21 protein-coding genes are annotated in these 21,438 nt (G+C 44.9%); 11 read left to right on the top strand and 10 right to left on the bottom strand.

What is annotated here, in order from left to right:
- Positions 1-83: 83 nt before the first annotated feature.
- From BUB16_RS13520 to BUB16_RS13500, 5 genes are all read left to right on the top strand, one after another.
- Positions 84-320: an acyl carrier protein gene (locus BUB16_RS13520; RefSeq protein WP_073065317.1), complete on the top strand. Its 237-nt coding sequence runs from the start codon at positions 84-86 to the stop codon at positions 318-320.
- 44 nt (positions 321-364) lie between these two features.
- Complete coding sequence (fabF, locus tag BUB16_RS13515) at positions 365-1,609, top strand: beta-ketoacyl-ACP synthase II (RefSeq protein ID WP_073065314.1); 1,245 nt, start codon at positions 365-367, stop codon at positions 1,607-1,609.
- A 5-nt stretch (positions 1,610-1,614) separates the two neighbouring features.
- Complete coding sequence (rnc, locus tag BUB16_RS13510) at positions 1,615-2,364, top strand: ribonuclease III (protein WP_073065311.1); 750 nt, start codon at positions 1,615-1,617, stop codon at positions 2,362-2,364.
- A gap of 329 nt (positions 2,365-2,693) precedes the next feature.
- Entirely contained in the window at positions 2,694-3,716 is a 1,023-nt protein-coding gene (locus BUB16_RS13505; protein WP_073065308.1) for a sigma-54 interaction domain-containing protein, read from the top strand.
- A 991-nt stretch (positions 3,717-4,707) separates the two neighbouring features.
- Positions 4,708-5,346, top strand: a complete 639-nt coding sequence (locus tag BUB16_RS13500; RefSeq protein ID WP_073065303.1) for a response regulator — start codon at positions 4,708-4,710, stop codon at positions 5,344-5,346.
- 272 nt (positions 5,347-5,618) lie between these two features.
- Here the strand turns inward: BUB16_RS13500 and BUB16_RS13495 are convergent, their stop codons facing one another.
- Positions 5,619-6,449, bottom strand: a complete 831-nt coding sequence (locus BUB16_RS13495; RefSeq protein ID WP_073065299.1) for a sigma-54-dependent transcriptional regulator — start codon at positions 6,447-6,449, stop codon at positions 5,619-5,621.
- A gap of 1,175 nt (positions 6,450-7,624) precedes the next feature.
- On the opposite strand from BUB16_RS13495, the gene BUB16_RS13490 reads away from it, so the two are divergent.
- Positions 7,625-8,728: a glycosyltransferase gene (locus tag BUB16_RS13490; protein ID WP_073065296.1), complete on the top strand. Its 1,104-nt coding sequence runs from the start codon at positions 7,625-7,627 to the stop codon at positions 8,726-8,728.
- Positions 8,729-8,938: 210 nt separating this feature from the next.
- Here the strand turns inward: BUB16_RS13490 and BUB16_RS21565 are convergent, their stop codons facing one another.
- The 6 genes from BUB16_RS21565 to BUB16_RS13465 all read right to left on the bottom strand — a co-directional run bounded on the left by BUB16_RS21565 (position 8,939) and on the right by BUB16_RS13465 (position 13,074).
- Positions 8,939-9,112, bottom strand: coding sequence for a hypothetical protein (locus BUB16_RS21565; RefSeq protein WP_170864394.1), 174 nt, complete (start codon positions 9,110-9,112; stop codon positions 8,939-8,941).
- A 166-nt stretch (positions 9,113-9,278) separates the two neighbouring features.
- Positions 9,279-9,503 carry a translation initiation factor gene (locus BUB16_RS13485; RefSeq protein WP_073065293.1) on the bottom strand — a complete coding sequence of 75 codons (225 nt, stop codon included), beginning with the start codon at positions 9,501-9,503 and terminating at the stop codon, positions 9,279-9,281.
- Between the two features lie 11 nt (positions 9,504-9,514).
- Entirely contained in the window at positions 9,515-9,661 is a 147-nt protein-coding gene (locus tag BUB16_RS13480; RefSeq protein WP_084088289.1) for an oxidoreductase-like domain-containing protein, read from the bottom strand.
- Positions 9,662-9,772: 111 nt separating this feature from the next.
- Positions 9,773-10,372, bottom strand: coding sequence for a hypothetical protein (locus tag BUB16_RS13475; RefSeq protein ID WP_073065290.1), 600 nt, complete (start codon positions 10,370-10,372; stop codon positions 9,773-9,775).
- A gap of 264 nt (positions 10,373-10,636) precedes the next feature.
- Entirely contained in the window at positions 10,637-11,743 is a 1,107-nt protein-coding gene (locus BUB16_RS13470; RefSeq protein ID WP_073065287.1) for an alanine racemase, read from the bottom strand.
- Between the two features lie 104 nt (positions 11,744-11,847).
- Positions 11,848-13,074 (bottom strand): dipeptidase, encoded by a 1,227-nt coding sequence (locus BUB16_RS13465; RefSeq protein ID WP_073065284.1) that lies wholly within the window; start codon positions 13,072-13,074, stop codon positions 11,848-11,850.
- Positions 13,075-13,439: 365 nt separating this feature from the next.
- Between BUB16_RS13465 and BUB16_RS13460 the strand changes: the two genes are divergently transcribed.
- Entirely contained in the window at positions 13,440-14,783 is a 1,344-nt protein-coding gene (locus BUB16_RS13460; protein ID WP_073065422.1) for a M28 family metallopeptidase, read from the top strand.
- 17 nt (positions 14,784-14,800) lie between these two features.
- Here the strand turns inward: BUB16_RS13460 and BUB16_RS13455 are convergent, their stop codons facing one another.
- The gene (locus tag BUB16_RS13455; protein ID WP_073065281.1) at positions 14,801-15,319 is read right to left on the bottom strand and encodes a hypothetical protein; all 519 of its coding nucleotides are present in this window, start codon (positions 15,317-15,319) and stop codon (positions 14,801-14,803) included.
- A gap of 156 nt (positions 15,320-15,475) precedes the next feature.
- Here BUB16_RS13455 and BUB16_RS21560 point away from each other — a divergent pair, with 156 nt between their 5' ends.
- The 4 genes from BUB16_RS21560 (at position 15,476) to BUB16_RS21110 (ending at position 20,251) form a co-directional block, all read left to right on the top strand.
- On the top strand, positions 15,476-15,622 hold the full coding sequence (locus BUB16_RS21560) for a hypothetical protein (RefSeq protein WP_170864393.1): 147 nt from the start codon (positions 15,476-15,478) through the stop codon (positions 15,620-15,622).
- Positions 15,623-16,076: 454 nt separating this feature from the next.
- Positions 16,077-16,841, top strand: a complete 765-nt coding sequence (locus BUB16_RS13450) for a GNAT family N-acetyltransferase (protein WP_170864392.1) — start codon at positions 16,077-16,079, stop codon at positions 16,839-16,841.
- A 21-nt stretch (positions 16,842-16,862) separates the two neighbouring features.
- The gene (locus tag BUB16_RS13445; RefSeq protein WP_084088287.1) at positions 16,863-17,660 is read left to right on the top strand and encodes a lysophospholipid acyltransferase family protein; all 798 of its coding nucleotides are present in this window, start codon (positions 16,863-16,865) and stop codon (positions 17,658-17,660) included.
- Positions 17,657-20,251 (top strand): alpha/beta fold hydrolase, encoded by a 2,595-nt coding sequence (locus BUB16_RS21110; protein WP_084088286.1) that lies wholly within the window; start codon positions 17,657-17,659, stop codon positions 20,249-20,251. The genes BUB16_RS13445 and BUB16_RS21110 overlap by 4 nt, the downstream gene beginning before the upstream one ends.
- Before the next feature lie 148 nt (positions 20,252-20,399).
- Here BUB16_RS21110 and BUB16_RS13425 read toward each other — a convergent pair whose 3' ends face one another.
- Both BUB16_RS13425 and BUB16_RS21555 read right to left on the bottom strand, forming a co-directional pair.
- On the bottom strand, positions 20,400-20,963 hold the full coding sequence (locus tag BUB16_RS13425) for a tetratricopeptide repeat protein (RefSeq protein WP_073065273.1): 564 nt from the start codon (positions 20,961-20,963) through the stop codon (positions 20,400-20,402).
- Positions 20,964-21,233: 270 nt separating this feature from the next.
- A complete protein-coding gene (locus tag BUB16_RS21555) occupies positions 21,234-21,410 on the bottom strand; it encodes a YegP family protein (RefSeq protein WP_170864391.1) in 177 nt (58 codons plus the stop codon).
- Between the last annotated feature and the right edge of the window lie 28 nt (positions 21,411-21,438).

Below are 21,438 nucleotides of genomic sequence, written 5' to 3'. Positions count from 1 at the left end.
TTGTATTTTCTGCCCATGCTTTACGCAAGTAGGCAGATTTTATCTTACTTCATTAACTTAAATTTAAGCTAAAACAAACAGTTATGTCACAAGACGTAGAATCAAAAGTAAAAGCAATTATCGTTGACAAATTAGGTGTTGACGAAGAAGAAGTAACGCACGAAGCAAATTTTACCAATGACCTTGGTGCCGACTCTCTTGACACCGTTGAGCTTATAATGGAATTCGAAAAGGAATTCGATATTAGTATTCCCGATGAGGATGCTGAAAATATTGCAACGGTAGGTAACGCTGTGGAGTATCTCCAGGATAAAGTATAGGAATACATCTGCATACTTTAATTTTTACACGCTAAATTATTTGCATGTCTGACCGTAGAGTAGTCATTACCGGAATCGGTGCCCTTACCCCTGTAGGTAAGACGGCACCGGATTTCTGGAATGGATTAATTTCAGGAAAGAGTGGCGCTCGTCCCATCGAGCATTTTGACACTGAGGACTTTCCGACAAAATTTGCTGCCCAGATTGAAGATTACGACGAACTCGATTATTTCGACCGTAAAGAGGCCCGGCGGCTGGACAAAGTATGTCAATATGCGCTTATTGCCGCTGAAGAAGCGATTCAGGATACAGGTCTTGATCTTGAAAAAGTTGATAAAGACCGGATAGCCGTTATTGTGGGTACAGGAATCGGTGGAATGATTACCTTTTATGATCAATCCATCTCTTTTCATGAACATGGTCCCCGGGGCGTTTCTCCTTTCTTTATTCCCATGCTCATACCTGACATGGTCGCGGGACAGATTTCCATCAAATACGGTTTTAAAGGCCCTAATTTTTGTGCGGTTTCGGCCTGTGCGACGGGATCCCATAATATAGGTCTGGCATATGATTCTATCAAAAGCGGTCAATGCGAAATGGCTGTTTCAGGCGGGTCGGAGGCCCCGGTTTCGCGGATAGGCGTGGCCGGATTCACTTCTATGAGAGCCATGTCGAACCGCAACGATGATCCCAAAACGGCTTCGCGGCCTTTTGATAAAAACCGGGACGGCTTTGTGCTCGGGGAAGGGTCAGGAATCCTGTTCCTCGAGGAATATGAACACGCCAAAGAACGGGGAGCCCGTATCTACGGAGAGATCATCGGATATGGTTTTTCAGCAGATGCCCATCATATTACTGCACCCGACCCTGACGGGGAAGGGGTGATTCTGGCCATCAACAGGGCGCTGGATGCAGCCGGTATTGAGCCGGAAGATGTCGACCACATCAATATGCACGGAACCTCGACACCCCTGGGAGATATTGCCGAGACTAACTCCATAAAAAAAGTCTTTGGGGAGCACGCCTATGAGATTAATCATAATTCCACCAAATCGATGACAGGACACAGTCTTGGTGCTGCCGGGGCCATGGAGGCACTGGCTACCATGCTGGCTACCTATCATGGCATGATCCCGCCTACCATCAATTATGAAACACCCGATCCAGAGTGCGATCTAAACTATACGGTTAATGAGGCTGTGGTTCGGGACGTCACATACGCTCTGAATAATGCTTTTGGATTTGGCGGACACAATACGACGCTTGTGTTTAAAAAGTTCGAAGAATAAATAGCATGTTTGAGAAGCTCAGGGACCTTTTTAAATCAGAGAAGAAGCTATCTCCTGAGCTGAAAAAACGTATTGACAAGCTTGAGCGGATCATAGAGACGCCTGTTGATAATCCCTTTATCTATGTTCAGGCGCTGCGACACCGTTCTACGCTGGTGGAGAATGATTTTGGTCCCACCGACTCCTACGAACGGTTGGAATTTCTGGGTGATGCCGTCTTGGATCTTATAGTCACTGAAATTATCTTCGACCTGTTTCCTGAAAAAAATGAGGGATTTCTTACCAAATTACGGGCAAAACTTGTCAAAGGTGATACGTTAGCCATGTTTGCCCGAAAGCTTCAGCTTAATGAACTGATGTTGCTTGCCGATCAGGTGCAGGGACAGGGTATTGAGAACTCAAAAAGTATCCTTGCCGATGTCTTTGAAGCCCTCATCGGCGCATTATACCTGGATGCCGGCTATAAGCCTGTGTCACTGTTCGTTCGCAGGATTATTGACCGTCATATTGATTTTGATACCATTACTACTACGCTGGACAATTATAAAAGCCTGTTGTTAGAGTTCGCACAGGCCCGGCAAATGGAAATTCCCACCTATAGTCTTGTATCCGAGCGGGGGCCGGGGCATGATAAAACATTTGAAATTGAGGTATATGTGGATGAAAAACCGGTTGCCAAAGGTGTGGGGAAGAGCAAAAAAGAAGCGGAGCAAAATGCAGCACAAAAAGCCCTGGAAAAAATACATAAGAATTAACCCCTGCCTGTATCGGAAAATATTTTATGATGTCTTTGTTTTTCTATCGTTATTGATATTGCTTTAATTATTCAATGTATATATTAACTTTATTGAAGTTTTGCTTGCATCTTTAATGATAATTATTAAATTTAAGCCGCGAAATAATATAGAGAAAGAGTGATTAAGACAAATTGCTGGAGGGTGACAAACAATTAGCCTAAGCTCTTAAGAGAGAGTATTCCAGTAAGATCAGGACGTTCATTTTACCTTAAGTAGCAGGAGACTTAGGGCGTCAAAATTAGTTGGCAATCATATATCAAAAAAAAAGATAGAGGGTACAACATATAATGACTAAGAGTAATAATGGCAATAATCAGGATAAAACAGGAAAAGAAAGAGGAGAAACAAAACCGGTATTCATTACCCAAAACCAGGTAATGAAAGAATTGTTGGCAAAAATCAAGCTGGTAGCTAAAACCAGGGCAACACTTCTGATTACAGGTGAAAACGGGACAGGGAAGGAAGTGATGGCCCGCATGGCTCATTATTACAGTTCCAGGAGTGACAAGGAAATGATTTCGGTCAATTGCGGGGCTATTCCTTCTGATCTCGTGGAAAGTGAACTTTTCGGACATGAAAAAGGAGCCTTCACCGGTGCCAGTGAGAAAAAGAAAGGGTGTTTTGAACTGGCTGATAAAAGTACTTTGTTTCTGGATGAGATCGGTGAGATGCCGAAAGATATGCAGGTAAAGCTTTTACGGGCTGTTGAAATGCAGTCATTCCGCAGGGTAGGTGGTAAGAAGGAGATTAATGTGGATGTAAGTATCATATCCGCCACGAATAAAATTTTGATCGATGAGGTTAAATCGGGCAATTTTCGGGAAGATCTATATTACCGGTTGAATGTCATAGAGCTTTATATTCCACCTCTTCGGAATCGCAGGGAGGATATCCCACTATTAGTTTCATATTTCTCGAATCACTTTGCTGACACCTACAATATGAAACCCATCGAATTTTCGGAGGAATGTATGGATATATTTACGTCCTATGGCTGGCCGGGAAACGTTCGGGAGTTGAAAAATATCGTAGAACGTTGTGCGGTGTTGTGTGAAGGGGAAAAAGTACAGGCTGATGCGATTCCTTCCCACCTGCAGGCAGGGGATAAGGTTTACCCGGTTTCTCCAAAGAAAAGTGAATTTGATAATTATATTCAGGTACCGGTTGGCGTAAGCTTAGAGGAGGTGGAGCGTAAGGTTATTAACCAGACGTTAAGTTCTGTGGATAATAATAAAACGGAAGCTTCGAAAATTCTTGGATTTAGCCGTAAGACATTGCATAACAAGCTGGAGAAATATGAAGGAAAGTAATGGGTGTTTGTATAGATATTTTATGTAAGAGGGTTGATAAATAAGGGATTTTAAAAGGATATATCATTAATATAATGATAATCGGGACTGCCAACTTTGCTGGATTACGTCCAGTTTAAATACTGTATTGTAATTTCGTCTTTTTGGGTTTGCCATAATTGTTTGTCGTCATAATTTACCGACGGCAATCTACCGCTTAGCTGAGGTTCTACCAAAAAATGGCATGGTCACTCCCATTCTCTCCTGCTTATAGCTTTTATGCTTGCCGATTAAGGATCAGACCTCTGCTGCCTCAATAGTTGGTAAAAGCGCAGTCAGCATTCACTTTGCCTATCTAACAATCTTTTGGAAGTGAGAAATCCGGCTTGACCGAGATGTAACCTTTTTTCACGTGCAGTTACGGATGTGAAAATTATCCGCAGTGATACTGCAGAAAATAATGTCTCTAATCAATTTAAACGCTTCTGGTTACCATAAATTAGCTTTGGCATGGTAATTGTTCTTTAAAGAATGTTTCACATAAATAATGAAAACCAGAACTCCGATATTGAAAGTAGAGATCTGTCTTATTTGTGTGGGTACATGTTCAACTGAGAAACAATCTGGTAAATAGAAAAATAAACTAAGAAGAATTTGCTGAAAACTAAAGAGAGGCGTAGATCTGCGGGAACCATTTTTTTCTTTAGCGATGGAATTGATGTGGTTTTATCTCCCTCAGGGGATCGATAGGATGAAAAATTACTCGTAATAAAACATTAAACGGTACAGAATACGCAAAGAAAAGATTAGTAATGGCCTGTTATAAAGCTATCGGTTTTAGGCGAAGGAATCAGCCCGAAGTTCAAATTAAATTTGAGAGGGTTAAAACTCTCGCCCGGAATTCAATGTGGTTGAGATATGGCAAAATGGATAATAATGCAGCATACCACAGCATCTGTTATAGTTACCGAAATCATTTGGAAGGGGCAATAAATTAACTTTAGACATAACCATGATAAATATATTTATAGCTGATGATCATCCCCTGGTTCGGGAGGGTCTGAAAAAAGTAGTAAAACAAAGCACAATTGATATTGACGTAATAGGAGAGGCTTCTGGTGCAGATGAACTCATGGATAAACTACGGGAGTTGGAACCCGATATTTTAATTCTTGAAATTGCCATGCTTGGCAAAAGCGGGTTGGATGTGCTGAAAGAAGTAAAGGATTCCTATCCGGATTTGCCGGTTCTGATATTAAGCATTCATCCTGAGGATCGTTTTGCGGTTCGTACACTTAAGGCTGGGGCTCATGGTTATTTGAATAAACGAAGCATATCTGAACAGTTAATTACAGCCATTCGAAGAATAGTTATTCACAATAAAAAATATATCAGCCAGGATGTGGCTGAACAGCTGGTTAGTAGTATGGACATGAACGGCAATAAGCCATTGCATGAAACACTTTCGGACCGGGAGTATCAAATTATGTGTATGATAGCTTCAGGTAAGGAAGTAAATGAAATTGCCAACGAATTATCTTTGAGCGTACAGACCATTCACACCTATCGATTTCGTATAAAAGAAAAAATGAAGTTGAAATCGAATGTGGAATTTACCCGCTATGCCCTGGACCAAAACCTGATTGATTAAGGTATAGCAACCCGGCAATTTCTGCAGACTTTTTTAATCCAGTTAGCGAGACAGCTACCGGTTCAAATTATATTGGTACTCTCGGCCTGTGCTCCAATCCTTCTGCTATTCTCTGAGCATAGCTCCAAACAGCCGCAAGCAGCTGTTGAGGTTGGGAAAATCACACCGGTTTGCTGCGGATGTATCAGCTCCTGATAAAGCCGTTCGAACGGCATTGGTCATTCCCATTTACCTCGTCGCCGTTGGACGAACGTAGTAGACGGTACCGGGACTTAAAGGGAGGTATTATTCTTATGTATGGTATACGGAGATTTCCAGCTCATCGAAAAAGGCAGGTGCTCTAATTCAATTGTCTGTCCGTGTGAAAGAATAGCACCGTGAAAGATAGCATTTTTAAGCTGCAGTATATTACCTGGCCAATGATAGTCATAACATTCTATAAGAGCCCGGGAAGATATGTTTAAATCTTTATAATCGGGATAATTCGTTTTTATCTCTTTTATGAAATGATCAATCAATATAGGTATGTCTTCTTTACGCTCACGTAGGGGTGGAAGCATCAGAACTACCGGGTTTAGTTCACCGAGTAACTTTTCCCAGATGGAATGAGTCAGAATTTTGTGATATGACTCTTGGTTAAAAGAAAGGATAAGTCTGGGTTTAGCTTGCTTATTATGCCGAAATAACTGCTTGCAACCTTTTTGATAGGAATCAAGAATATTCAGCATTAAGCTTGGCGAAAGCTCAGAAAATTGATCAAGATAAAGAATACCTCCTACCGCTTTTTCAAGGAGATCGTATTTAAGAGAAAGATGATTATCATCAAACTGTAGCTGTCCCCAAAAGGCATCTTTGTATTCTTCTTCCCGTATACCTAAACAATTAAACGTATGAAAGGGTGCTAACGCCCTGTCGCTGTTTTTATGGATAACATGTGCCAATCTCTTTGTACCGGATCCTATTTCACCAACTAATATCACTGGTGTGTCTATTTTGGCCAGTCGCAGGATTTTATAAAAAATATCTTGCATGAGAAGACTTTTCGAAGACTTTTCTATATCATTCAGCAAGGGTTTTTTAATAACAGATTTTGTCGTTACCATGGTTGATAAATGGTTAAATAAAATGATTTGGGTTTTAGAAGCTTATTCGATTCTAATATTCTATAATGTGAAACGGTCAATAAATGTATGGTACTGATTACCTGGTCTGATAAATATTCCGATTGTTTTCCAATCTTTAATGTATCCACCGATAATTTTGAACTGAACTCTATTTTCTTCCGCCGTGAAGGTGAAATTAAAAGCTGAGCCTACCCATCCTCAGAAAGGTTGAGTAACCTTAAGAGCCTTATTTCAATCCCTGCTTGCCTTTCTTTTAAAATCCTTTGTTATCAGGATATAGTCTGTGTAATACTGGGATAGCTTACATTAATTAATACAATTAATGTGCCAAACTTTCAGCAGCTTCGATTGCATAGTATCACTGTATATAGATGCATATTCCTGAAGCAACTCATATGGTGGTGGGTAAGATTCCCCTGAAATTCGCTATCCCTCTGTGAATAAATTTCACAGGATATCCTCAATGTGTATCATAGTTTCATAGCAATATTATCTCCCGTGCAGGGAATCCTAATAGTGTCTGAAGGGCTTATTGGATCGATTATAACAATTAGGAGCATGCTCCTTTTACAAGTAAGATTACGTTCATCCGCACGACCGCCGACTAATTTTTTTGCCTCTTTTATCGAATATTTCTCCAGTTCTCCGAAAAAAAATCATATCTATGATTTTTCAAAATGCCCATGTATGAGGGTACGATTATAAGTTAATCAGTTTGAAACGACTGGTCAGTAGAAGTTACAGTACGTACATATTTTACACATAGGACGTACAGTGAGAATAAAAGTTACTTCATTGCCTGAAGATATATTGTCAAAGTCGCTTTAACGTGTTTTAAAAGACAAATTATTATATCCCAAACTTCTTGGCACATTTGTTGCCTCATAAATGGAATAGATAGTGATGTAATGTGATAAAAGGGTAGACTGTAATTTTGATTAGTAATTCGTTTGACGTTTTTAAAATTGGTAGCAATAGGATCCTGTTTGATAAGGTCAGGGACAGGCAGATTATCATTTTAGGGTATCTGAAATTTTGAAACTAATGCTCCGTTAAAACCCAGCGTTCAGTATATCTGAATTTGAATATTTATAAATAAAATACAACCAGTTATTTCGCTGAATAAGATTGAAGCAGATAGAAAGGTAGGTTAAATGATATTTATTGAAGTAATACAATACGGCATAGGGATTCTGATGATGATTTTACTTGGTTATCAATTAACACTGAGTATTCAGGCCTTAAAAGTGAGAAATAAAATTGCTTTTAATTCGGTGCAAAATCGCCAGTTTGCAATTATAATGCCTGCCCCAAAAAATGAGCAAATGATATCCAAGTCATTATACAGTTTGTTTGGACTGGTATACCCGAAAAATCTATACGATGTCTTTTTGATAGGAGATAATCTATCGAAAGACGCCATTAATATTGCCCGCGAGATGGGAGCAAATGTCCTGAGTAATAATGGATCTTCCCGGCAATCGGATAGTCGTAATCTACAGGGAGCATTTGAAAAAATTTTGCAGGTCGACAAAACCTATGATGCTATATTGGTAATTGAATCATATAGTTTGGTTTCCGGTAATTATTTGGATGTAATGAATTTTTATCTGGATAAGGGCAGCGACGTTATCCAGAGTAGTAATCTTATGTTACCGCAATCTGGACTTGAAGCTAAAAGAGTTAAACAAATTAATTTTTTACTTCACAATTTATTGAAACCACTGGGTAGAAAACTGTTCGGTTTTTGTAGAGAGTACCGGGGCAATGGGATCTGTTTTAAAACGGAGACGCTACGCAGTAATCCATGGTTGCTTGACTCTGCGGCTGATGATATCGGTTATGGGCTAAAGCTACAGCTGAAGGGTATAGAAATTGACTTTGTACAGGAGGCCGTTCTTTTGACTGAGATACCGACAATGCCAGCAAAAAACAAATTTAAAAGGAAAGAAAATTGCAAGACGGGTTGGATCTCGACTATCAGGCATTATATTCCTAAACTTCTTAAAGCTGGATACCGGCACAAATCATGGTCTTATGTAAAGAGTGTCATGGACCTGATTACTCCCTCATCAGTCGACATGCTCCTGTTTGCTGGGATAATGGGGGTAATAAATGTATTTATGTGGGCTGTTGTCGGCTGGTCGCTCTCTTTGGTATGGATATGGATTTTTGTACTGTTAACGGCGTTGATACAGATGGTAGTAGGCTTATATGTTATCAATACCTACTATCAATATTATAAATCTATGCTTTAGATCCTTTTTGTGTTGGTGAACGTATAGTAATTCCTATTTCCCCATTATTTTTGCACGTTAGAATGCAGTGGGCGAGATATGCAAGTTGCCCCGCCGTTTAGGGCATCGTATTATTACGATTATTACCCTGAATTCTGATCTCGTTATGTGCTCTGAACTAAGACAGGATGGTATGACGGACCAGTGCGTTGAATTGATAGCAGTCCACGGCTAATCATTATTTGAGAACGCTTTTTCCAACTCCTCAAGACGGCTTTCAATATCCAAAAGCTTCTGCAGTATGAGTACATGTGTTTTTCCCGCATCAATGCCTACGGGACTGTCGTCACTTTTAATCTGTTCAAGAATTTCCCGGAACTGTTCCTCTGGTATGTCAAGATTCATTGTGTCGTAGTCTCTTATTCAATAAATGTATGTTCTTTTTGTGGGGTCTCTGCAATACCGTCCCGGGAGCAGGTCAGGGACGGTTTATAATAAGGAGGCTATCAGGCGGCCCCCAGCCATGCCCTGGGACATAGAATCGGCAGAAATTCAGTCTGAAGCCATGCAATCAGTTGACGCTGAAGCCCTCTTTTTCAAGAAACTTGCGGACTTTATCCACATGATCTCCCTGAATTTCAATCGTTTTTGCATAACTGGTGCCACCGGCTCCGCAGTGTTTTTTAAGCTTTTTCTCGAGGTCTTCAATGACCTGGGGATTATGCTTGATATTGCTGATCATTGTTACGGTCTTCCCGCGTCGCCCGCCGGTCTCTTTTCTTATTTTAATAGCCATGATAGAGCTGCTTATTGATTTGGTTTTTCTTCATCCTGTTGCTGTTCTTTTTTCCACATTTCATACTGGATCTTTTGATCCTCATAGAGGTCATATACGCAACGGGTGCATCCGCTGCCACAACAATCGGTAGGGAGTGGTCGCTGAGGTTTTTTCATAATTCTCGAAAATAGGAGTTCTTTCAGCTTATATCAATACCAAAGGAAAAACCACCACTATTTGCTTTCCGGCAGTTTGGCAAGGCCGGAAATGGAAACAAGTACGGGGAATCAGCTCGCTTCCCCGTAGGCCTCCGGCCGCTTGGTCTTGAGCTCAACCCCGTGAAAGCTGTAATTTTTGAGGTGCCAGATAAACCGCTGCCACCGGGACCCGGGCAGGAAAAAAGAAACCACGGATTGTGCTGCCCGCCGCAGGGTCATATCGGCATCGGTAAATTCTTCTATATCCACGATGACAAGCCCGTTGAATTGTTTGACCTTTTTTAAAAAATAGCGCTCCTGGGGCGTAGCGTATTTGACGCGGGAGTGGGAATAGCCGGTATACGTGCCGCAGAGTTTCCCGCCGTTTTTGAAGTAGAGAATGACATCCGACTGGGATAATCCACTGAAGAGCGTATCCAGGTTATCAAAGGTTTCAGATTCAATCGTTGAAACCAGTTTATCCGTACGTATGGTTTCAACCTCTCTATCCAGTTTGGCAGCTATTTCATTCAACGCCTTTTGTTTATGAGGTTCATACAGTCCCAAAAACAGGGACAGATGATGTTGCTCGTGATCGGCAGTCCGGGCCAGCTCATTTTTGAGCTCTTCAAATGATGAGTCTCCGAACTTGACGCTTTGAAATTTATTGTCAGCCGTTTGAATATCCATGAACAATCTGTTTCTGATTTCGAAAAAGAGTATTAGAGGCTTTTGTAAAACCGTTGTTTTACCCAATGCTTCATTTTTGCGATTTCAACATCCTCAGTATTGTGTATACACTGCGGTTTTAAAATCGCTCAGGAGTTGCTGTTGAACAAAACCCCTGGTTATTCAAAACCCTCTATTAACAAGACCCACGCTGGTCTCAGTTGATCTCCGATTAACCTGTAGTGAATATAATAAATACTGACGGGCAGAACAGGAAATTATATTTCAGCCAAACTGTTCAATCCTTTTCCCGTTACTCACCAGTTGAAACCGTCCCAGCAGGTGAGCGGTCAGACAGGAATGGACGGGGAGTATCGAAATGAGATCTCCGATAGAAAACCGTTCGAAGGTCTGTGGCGAACATTGAACAATGCCGTGCTCTTGTGACAATCGTGCCAGGCAGGTATCCGGGTCAGGTACAGACCACGCCTGTCCATTTGTCGTGGCTGCTTGCCCGTAGTGTGTGGATCCATTTTCTGTGAGGGACTCTTTTGAAAAGTGGATGGCACCCCCGTAGATGGCCAATTGGTTGCGATCGGCATAGCGGTCGACGACGGGGCAAACTACAGCCGTGGCAATATCGCTGACGGAACAACTGCCGATCCGGGCCTGCATCAAGTCATAAAAGACGAAATTACCGGGACTTACGGCATCGATGCCTCTGAAATCGGTACCTGCTGAGCAGCAGGGCGTATCACCGATGCATACCTCAAAATCGCCATAGACAGAACGTAATTCATTTTGCAGGCTATTTATCTGATCCAGGACCGACTGGTGGACAGCATGGATTTCTTTGTTCGTCCGGGCATCATAAGAGTGTCCCGGATGAGAGTAAAACCCCTTCCATTGAAGCATGTTTGTATCTTCATCTGTCAGGTAATCTACCAGCGGAGTGATGTCCGTTACGTCGGAAGGAGGAAGTCCGGTTCTTCCCGCCCCGGTATCGAGTTCTATATATACTTCAACGTGATGGACCAGCTGCCTCTGCAGCGTCCGGGCGGTGGATAGGCTGTTTACCAGCAGTGTCAGGGAAACATTGCCGGCCAGTGCATTAATGGACTCGGTTTCCCGGAGGTTACAGGGGAAAGCAATGGTTATATCATGCCACCCGTGCCTGGCAAAATAAGAGGCCATGCTTACCGAGGAAACGGTGATAGCCTCCGTCCCGTAATCCCTCAGCCACTCACCGATTTCTGCCGATTGGTGGGTTTTCATATGAGGTTTGAACTGCAGGTCGTGCTGGTGCGCTTTTTGAGCCATGCGTTGTATATTAGCGCGACAGATTGCTTCGTTTAGTAGCAGCGTAGGTTGTGTAGGGGGGGCGTAATTCATAATGTTTTAACGGTTGAGTTGGGACCGGTCACGTCCGCAGGTTTGACGAACCTTATGTATCTTCGATTACAGATTATTTGATGCGTATCGCTTATTCATGCTTATTACCTGTCCTTCTGCAGTTCTTGAGCTATCTCTTCGACCCGGTTCCACACTCTGAAAATATTGCCGGAACATATTTTTTGGATCTCATCCTCGGTATACCCTCTGTCAAGGAGCTCGGAAAGCAGGTTGGGATAGGTGGAGACATCCTTTAGTCCGACCGGCAGGGTGTTGCCAACCCCGTCATAGTCGGATCCCAAACCTACGTGATCTATTCCGACAAGATCGACGACATGATCGATGTGATCCGCGACCTTTTCGACCGTACTGAATGCAAAATGTTCTTCGAAATAGCTGGCACGGAAGGTACGCGCCTCCTCACTTCCCGGTTCCAAGTCCCGCTCCGCAATCTTCTTGTCAATCTGGTCGCGTACTCTTTCAGCGCTATTGGCAGAAGCACTGTCCAGGAAGGTGGAGCCGAAGTTTATCATTATGACCCCGTCATTTTCAGCTAAACGTCTGATAAGGGAATCGCCCATATTACGCTCGAACCCGGGTGTAAAGTGACGGCATGAAGTGTGAGTGGCCACGACTGGTGCTTGTGTCGTTCCAATAACATCAAAAAAAGCTTCGTCAGTAATATGCGAGACATCCACCATCATGCCCAGCCGGTTCATTTCTTTAACGACCTTCCTGCCGAAATCACTGAGTCCTTCATGGGTATCTTCACTCATGTCGTAGGAAGAGTCGCTTATTTGATTGTCCTCTGAATGGGTGAGCGTAATGTATCGTATGCCGCGGTCATAGAAATATTCCAGATTAGAGAGGTCGGTTCCTATTGGAGCGCCATTTTCCATGCCCATCGGCAATGAAATGAGTCCCTCTTTGAACTGCCGCCGGATATCTTCAGGGGAGGTAGCCAGGGCGAACTTATCCGGATGGTCATCCGCAATGCCGGTGACCAGGTTAATCAGACTGTCGGCTACCGCTTTAGCTCCCCCGGTTTGCTGGTAACGGGCGGGAATATAGATAGACATGAAGGGGGCGTCGAGCCCGCCTTTCCGGGCACGAGGGTAATCAAAGTCACCGCTGTTCGTTTTTTGCGAGATATCCTCCCAGTTGTTCTCCAGCCGGTAGGGAACGTCGATATGACCGTCAACAATAATAAATTTCATAGCTAATTCTTCTCCCGTGGGTGGCAGTTGATCGGGTTCGTTGGCTTTTGAGCTGCAACCGCCGACTACGGCAATGGCAATGCCTGTCAAGAGTATCTCTTTTACAAAATACATAAGTTCCGGTTATGTTTGTTAAAAGTTACAGATATAGGTTGCGGAAATAATCGTTGCTTTGCAAATCTTATAAAATGTTTTACAACATTTGGATGAAGAGTCTCTTATTCTATACTATGTATTGTGCGGCTACAGGACAAGGGGAAATCCTCTTGTATGGCCGGTTTAAACAGCAATAGCTCCTGCCAGTGTACCTTGCTCACCGATTGCAGGACGTGGGGCCGAAATACCGGTAAATCTTTTTTAATCCTGTCACCGCACAAAACGGTGGCCGGGAAATATTCTGTAATATTACAGGGCAGCAAACTATGGAAATCTTTCAAAGAAAATTATCTGTTTTTTTCGCGTTATTATGCTGGTTCTTTATGTCCATGTCTGCGGGTTGTGGCGATGAAGTCGATCAGGAAAAGAAAAATTCTACGGACCCAAAAATTAACCGTGTTTTTAATGAGATTTCGGTCGACTCTATTGAATCGAATATCCGAACGCTTGCGAATTTCCATACTCGTCACACCACTTCGGATACGACCAGCGATTCAACTGGTATCGGGGCCGCCCGGAGGTGGATTTATGATAAATTCCAGCAATATAGTCAGGCTTCGGGTAACCGGCTCCGGGTCTCTTATGAGAGTCATCTTGAAACAGACCATGCCCGCCTGGATAAGCCAACCAGGATTGTCAATATCATAGGCGTATTGCCGGGAACTCAGCTGGAGAGCAAGGAGCGCAAGTATGTGGTCAGCGGTCACTACGATTCACGCGTTTCGGATGTGATGGATGATACCAGCTATGCCCCCGGAGCCAATGATGACGCATCGGGAACAGCGGCAGTGATGGAGCTGGCGCGGGTTATGTCAACACTCGAATTCGATGCGACTATCATTTTTATGGCCGTTGCCGGCGAAGAGCAGGGACTGTTGGGTTCCTCCCATTATGCAGAACAGGCGAAAAGTCGCGAGTTGAATATCGCGGCCATGTTTACCAATGATATTATAGGTAATACCATTAAAAGCGCTGACGGCTCCGTTCATGATGATGAAGTGCGCGTTTTTGCCCAGGGCATCCCCCCGGAGGACTCCCTCTCCGATGAGCATCGGATGTTACTGGCCACGGGCGGTGAAAATGATACGCCTGCACGACAGCTCGGGCGTTTTATACACAGGGTGGGAGAGGAGTATATGCCCGACCTGAACGTGAATGTCATCTATCGAAAAGATCGATACCTTCGCGGGGGGGACCATTCTCCTTTTTTGGATCGGGGATATCCTGCCGTGCGATTTAGTGAACCCCATGAATTTTATGAGCGTCAACATCAGGATGTGCGAGTGGTGAACGGCGTGCAGTATGGCGATCTGCCGGAATTTGTAGATTACGCTTATGTCGGCAAGATTACAAAACTTAACGCAGCAGTCCTCGCGACCCTTGCCAACGCGCCCGCTCGTCCCCGAGAAGTGGGGATCGATGTATCGAAACTTGAAAATAATACGACGCTGTTGTGGACACCCAATGAGGAGCCGGACCTGAAAGGGTACGAAATCGTATGGCGGCCGACGAACCAGACGTTTTGGGAGCATAGCCGGTTTGCGGGAGATACCACACGGTTTACCATTGAAGGCGTTTCGAAAGACAACTACCTTTTCGGGGTACGAGCCGTCGACCAGTACGACAATAGGAGTCCGGCCGTGTATCCGCAACCTGTGCGCAATTAGCGCAGTAGTTTCAGAGGTTACTCTGCTTCCGAACGCTCTTTGTGTTTATGATGAGCATGTAAAAAGTCCTGAACCTCCGATAGCATCGATTCGTCAAAAAACAGGGTGCGACCACTGTATTCAAAAAGGTGCAGGTCGCGATGGCCGTCATTGAATCGGACCTTCAGCGTTGCTGAGCGAGGCTGCAGGTAATGCTTCAGTGGGGACTTATCCCCCGTGGAAAGGACAAAGTCTTCAATAGTGGACTGTTCGAACTCCTCCTCCTGAACGGTCTTTTCATTCTGCCGGTAGTTGACTTGTATGTGAGTGGGCGTGCTGGTAATGGTGATGCTTACGGGACCGTCGAGCAATTTAAGAGCACCAAAAACGGTCAGTGAAAAGAATATGAAAGCTATCAGGCGCAGGATGCCCACCCAGAGGGGATCAGACTGATACCAAAAAAGAAAACCAAAGAGAATAGTGAGTGTCCCGGCGGTAACCGTTCCCGTTTTCCATACCTGATGCCGTTGTTCCTCAATGGTTATTGAATGATTCATATCGTTATTTACCTTTATCCGGATCTAAAACTCATACTAATAATAGATGAAAAAACGGGAGATGGAAAGTGAATTTTTGCTATCAATAGTTGCAACTGTTGATGCGGGCTGATAGATTGCCTGTACGGTTCATGTTAACCTACGGATATAAAGATTATGGCTAATAAAAAGAAGTCACCTCCCAGGAAGGAAATGTCTGAAGGCAAGGCTATTGCCATATCAGTGCTCTTGTTTACAGCGGGAGCGGTAGCGTTGGTCTATGCCATTAAATTTCTGATTAATTACTTTTTCCCGGGTTTTTGATATGGATATAGGTACCGGTGGGACTGATCCGGAAGTCAGCGAGTATAGAGCACATTCCCGGGGTGGCCATGCTGTCCCGTATTTCTCACTCAAAATCACATTCACTTATATTCGTTCGTCATGTCTGGCCAATTTTATGGTTAGAAATACGGATTACTTATATTAAAAGCCGGAAGATGGACTAAAGAATAAAGGTCCGTACCTATCCCGGCAACCATGAGTATCTTAACAATACCGTTATTTTAAAAGGTCAAATTTATCTTATCTTAACGGAAAGCGTTGCAAAACAAGGATTTTGGTTAAGATCAAAGCCGGATAATTGTTAAAAACCGCAGCATATTGAGTATATGGGAGGATTTTAACCTCCGGATAGCGAATATTTTGGAGAATAAAAGACCGTTTTGCAATGCCTTCTGACAGTGAAAGGCTATGAAATAACCAAACATATATTTCCGTGCTGGCAAATGACCCTACTTCTTTATTTATCAGCAACAGGTATGCAGTTCGACTGGCAAAAACGGAAGAAGACATCCGCAAAGCACAGGCCCTGCGCTATTCAATCTTTAACATCGAACTGGGGGAGGGATTAGAATCCTCGCATTCCAACAGGCTGGATGTGGACCGGTACGATGCGCAGTGCGATCACCTGCTGGTAGTGGATCGAAAGACCGAACAGATTATCGGCACGTATCGCATGCAGGATTATCAAAAGGCCCGTCAACAACATGGGTTTTATACCGCCGAAGAGTTCACCCTTTCCGAGCTCCCCGAAGAGATGCTCAGTGAGTCCGTGGAAGTGGGACGTGCATGTATCCATAAAGACCACCGGAACGGGCGCGTGCTGTACCTGCTGTGGCGGGGCATTGCCGAATATATCAAGATGAAATCGGCAAGATATCTGATAGGGTGCTGTTCGATTAACAGTACCGATCCGGGGGAGGGGTGGGCCGTCATGGACTACCTGGTCCACAATAATCATGTTCATGAAACATATACCCTTGTTCCAACGCCGGTCTTCGACTGTCCCAAGAGGAACTATGACACCGGGGAGACACAGCATGAGGTGGAACTTCCTCAGCTTTTCAGGCTGTACCTAAGTTTAGGGGCAAAAGTGCTTTCCAACCCGGCACTGGATTCCAGCTTCAAAACCATCGATTATTTGATTATTGTTGATATTACCAAACTTGATGAGCAGACAAGGACACTATTTTTTAAATAAGGAGTTGCTATCTTATCGCCTATGAGAGCAAAAATACGAGGGGGCATACGGCTTATAGCTTTCTTTATTACGTCGCTGATGACCGTATTGCTGGTTGCGGCGGGAAATCTGTCAGTCGGGATAGTCTCACGCAGAAGGGCCGTGCAGTGGAAGAACACTGTCATCGGATACTGGGCCTGGCTGGTCAGTAAAATCACAGGCATGCGCATTCACCTGAAAGGAAGCCCCCCTGAATCTCCTTTCTTTCTGGTATCCAACCATTTAAGTTATATGGACGTTGTACCGCTTTGGCTCTGTCTGGATGGCACCTTCATAGCAAAAAGCGAGGTGCGATCCTGGCCTTTCTTCGGTTGGGCGACCCGCACGCTCGGCGTTATTTTTATAGACCGGAAGGTAAGACGCGACGTTCAACGGGTAAACGCCCTGATTGCTTCCGCTATCACCAATGACCAGGGCGTGATTATATTTCCCGAGGGTACAAGCAGCAGGGGAGCGGAAGTGAAACCATTTCATGCGTCACTGCTTGAATTCCCTGCCTCATCCGCAATACCGGTAAGCTATGCCACCGTGACTTATAGAAGCTATGATCCGGAAACCCCCGCTCATACGCATATTTGTTGGTGGGGCGAGATGCCGTTTTTCAGTCATTTTTGGGAACTGTTGACCCTGCCCGGCTTTGAAGCAACCATTACGTTCGGAAAAAGGAAGTTGATTGAATCCGATCGCAAAATGTTAGCCAGCCGTCTCCGGCAGGCTGTTTCGGATGATTTCCATCCGGTGGTGCAACCCAGAACAGAAAAACCGCATATTCAGCTATGAGTGCGTTACCTTCTGCCTTCAGAGGATGGAGAAAATACCTGTTGCTGTACGGGGGACTGTTATTGCTTTCTCATCTTTCCCTTTGGCTTTTTGAAAGTCCCGTGAGTCCCGGGGATGAAGCCGGTCAGCGGATTGCGCTCAAAGCGGTTTCGGAAGAGGGAAAATGGACTGGTGACAAGGCACTCATAGCGTATGAGTATCTTTCCGCAGGTGCGGATGCACATAAACCGGCCGTTGTGTTGTTACCCGGCGGGCCGGAAGGACCGGAGGTCTTTGACCCGCTGATTTCCAGACTTAAGGAGGACTTCAGGCTTATTATCCCCCATCTGCCGGGGCATGCGAGGTCGGGTGAACAGCTGCCCGATTATTCGTTTCGGGCGCTGGCCGATTATTCCCGGCAGCTTGCGGATACGCTTGGCATTGCCAACGTCCATCTGGTGGGATACGGGCTGGGAGGAGCCAGCGCTATCCATTGGGCACACGACGATACCAGTCGTATCCGGTCCGTGACGCTAATCGCATCCATTGGAGTTCAGGAGCTGGAACTGCTGGGCGGTTATACGCTAAATCATGCTGTCCATGGCATACAGCTGGGAGCCGTCTGGCTGTTGCATAATGCCGTTCCTCACTTCGGACTTTTTAACGCCCTGGATATCAACGTGCCCTACGCCAAGAGCTATTATGAGTCTGACCAGCGTCCCATTCGTTCCTACCTCAAATCGTACAAAAAGCCGATGCTGATTGTGCATGGCACAGATGACCCGCTCGTGCCTGATGCCGTGGCCCGTGAGCACCACCGGATTGTCCCGCAAAGTGAGCTGCAGCTTTACAAGGCTGATCACGAGATCACCGAAACACACAACGATTCGGTAGCCAATGATATTCGTATGTTTGTCGAAAGCGTGGAAGCAGGCGAAGCCCGTACCGGGGAAAATGCGTCGCAGAAACGGCTCGCAGAAGCAGCGAAACCGTTCTCAAATGTCGACTTTGCCAGGTTCGAGGGGATCTCCCTGATGATTATTATGCTCATTATCATACTGGCGACGCTGGTCAGTGAGGATTTGACCTGCATAGGGGCCGGCCTGTTGGCGGCGCGCGGGCTCATTGGCTTCTGGCCGGCCACCCTGGCTTGCCTGACCGGTATTTTTATCGGGGATGTGGGGCTGTACCTGGCGGGTCGCTTTGTCGGCAGGAAAGCCATCCGCCAGGCTCCCTTTAAGTGGATGATCTCGGAAGGCGATCTGGATAAGAGCGCCGAGTGGTTTAAGAGGAGGGGACCCATGATTATTATGGCGAGCCGTTTTTTGCCGGGCAGCCGGCTGCCCACCTACTTTAGTGCGGGAGTGATCAGGGCCGGCTTTTGGATGTTTATTTTTTATTTTTTACTTGCTGCCGTGGTATGGACGCCCATACTGGTCGGTATCTCGCAACTGCTGGGGAATGAACTGCTCCGGTATTTTTCGCTGTACCAGGATTATGCCCTTTGGGCCTTTTTGGCTCTTATACTGCTATTGATTATCATCGCCAAGGCGATCATCCCGGCGTTTAGTTACAGGGGACGCCGTTTCCTGGTTTCCCGTTATCGCCGGTTGACGCACTGGCAGCACTGGCCCTCTTTCCTGCTTTATATGCCCGTGTTTTTTTATATTCTCTACCTGGGATGGCGGTATCGATGTCCCACCCTCTTTACCCTGGCCAATCCCGGGATTCCGGACGGGGGGGTTGCGGGGGAATCCAAATCAGCTATTCTGTCAAAGTTTGACAGGCAGTCCGTCGCTCCCTTTATAACCCTGCCGGGTGCCTTGCCGGAAAAAGAGCGGCTCAGAAAGGCGCATGCGTTTATGGACCAGCTGGGCCTTACTTTTCCGGTGGTCATAAAGCCGGATGTGGGCGAGCGGGGAAAAGGGGTGCGGATTATCGATAATTATCCTCAGTTGGAAAGTATCATCCGGGAGAGCCGGCAAAAACTGATACTCCAGGAATATATAGAGGGACAGGAGTACGGGATCTTTTATTACCGGTTTCCGGATAGCAAAGAGGGGGAGATCTTCTCGATTACCATTAAGCATCTCGTGTATGTGGTGGGGGACGGTCAGAGCACGGTCGAAGAACTTATTTTAGCGGATAACCAGGCCGTGACCCTTGCCAAATACCATTTAAATCAAAACAGGGAGCAGTTATATGAGGTACCGGAAAAAGGAGAGCGATGGCCGGTGGTCAGGCTGGGAACGCATGCCCGGGGAGCGGTCTTCGAAGAAGGATCTTCTTTAAAGAGCGGGGCGTTGAAAGAGACCCTTAATAATATCTGTAGCTCCGTACCTGGTTTCTGTTTTGGACGGATGGACATTAAGGTACCGACAGCGAGCCATTTGAGGAGGGGAGAGGATATAGATATTATTGAAGTAAATGGGGTAACCTCGGAGTCAACAAATATTTACGATAAGCACTATAGCTTATCTCAGGGACTTCGAATTCTCTGCCAACAGTGGCGACTGGCGTTTGAGATCGGCGCCGGAAACCGGGAGAAAGGTGCAGAACCTCCGGATATCAAACCGTTCCTCGAACGGTTGTATCGTTATCTGGTAAAATAGGTTCTTAACTAAAACGTCACTTTTTTGCTGTGAATGCGGACCGGGGTTGTGCTGGCTTTATGATTTCCCGAAAGCGAGGAAATCCGCCCTAATGGAAACGTTTCGGCAGGAAAGGGGGATGAAATTGGGCAATTCAGGCCGAATACCACTACTCTTCAGCAAAATATTTTTCCAGGATATCCTCGGCATCCGGATGCCCCAGTTCCCTGGCAGTGATCAGGTCCTGCCGGGCCTTGTCTGTCTGATCCTCCATTAAATAACTGCAGCCCCGGTTAAAAAAGGCTTCGGTAAACTCAGCATTTTGTTTAATTGCTTTGCTGAAATGCTCAATAGCCCGGGCATGATCTGATCGATGGTTGGCACTGATGATTCCCAGTCCATAATGGGCCAGTTCATTATTACCATTGAGTTGAATCGATCGTTTGAGATGTTTTATGCCGGTATTAACATCTTTATTATTAATATGGAATGAACCCGCAATTTCATGCAGCTCATCATCTTCAGGAAGTTGTTTTAAAGCAAATTGAAGGCTTTCTTTCGCTTCTTCCCTCGGAGCTTCGGAAATTTTTATCAGAACCTTATTCTTCAGGGCTTCTTTGTTGTTTGGTTCCCTGTTGAGTACCTGGTTAAATAGGCGGAGAGCCTGTTCATAGTTCCCTTTTTCTAAAAATGATCGTCCCCGTTCACATAACTGGTCTGTTTTTTGTCCCATATCAAGTTGATCGTCTAAGGTGAGTCAATAAAAGCAAGCAATGGTAAGAAGTCTCTGAAAAACAGGAATTTTGTTCAAGGTCAAGGCCAGAGAGAGGTAGCTGTCGCAGCAAATCGCCCATATGTGAGAATTTCAACCTACTGATAACGCCGGCATTGGCCAAAAGAACAGTTCTGCAAAGGCTTCTGGTAAATAAAATTAAGGATAATTCGGAAAAAAAGGCTGCCCATGAATGATGGGCAGCCCCGTAATTGCAGTAATATAAATGAATTAATAGGAGTTGCTGCGTGTATAACTGGTGCAGTTACCGTTCTCTTTTCCATCTTTTTTGCATTCTTCCTTGTCCTCAAATCCGCCATCAGAATAAGCCTGGATGTCACCGTTTTTGGCTGTTCTCCGCCATCTCCATTCGCCTTTAACATCCTTGTAAATTTCACATCGTGGCATAAGTATATCGCTTGTCTTTAAATTTAGA

Origin of the sequence: Fodinibius roseus (genome assembly GCF_900129315.1) — a bacterium.
Classification (GTDB): Bacteria; Bacteroidota; Rhodothermia; order Balneolales; family Balneolaceae; genus Fodinibius; species Fodinibius roseus.
The sequence above is the reverse complement of the archived record's forward strand: the minus strand, read 5'-3'. Positions and strand labels throughout refer to the sequence as shown.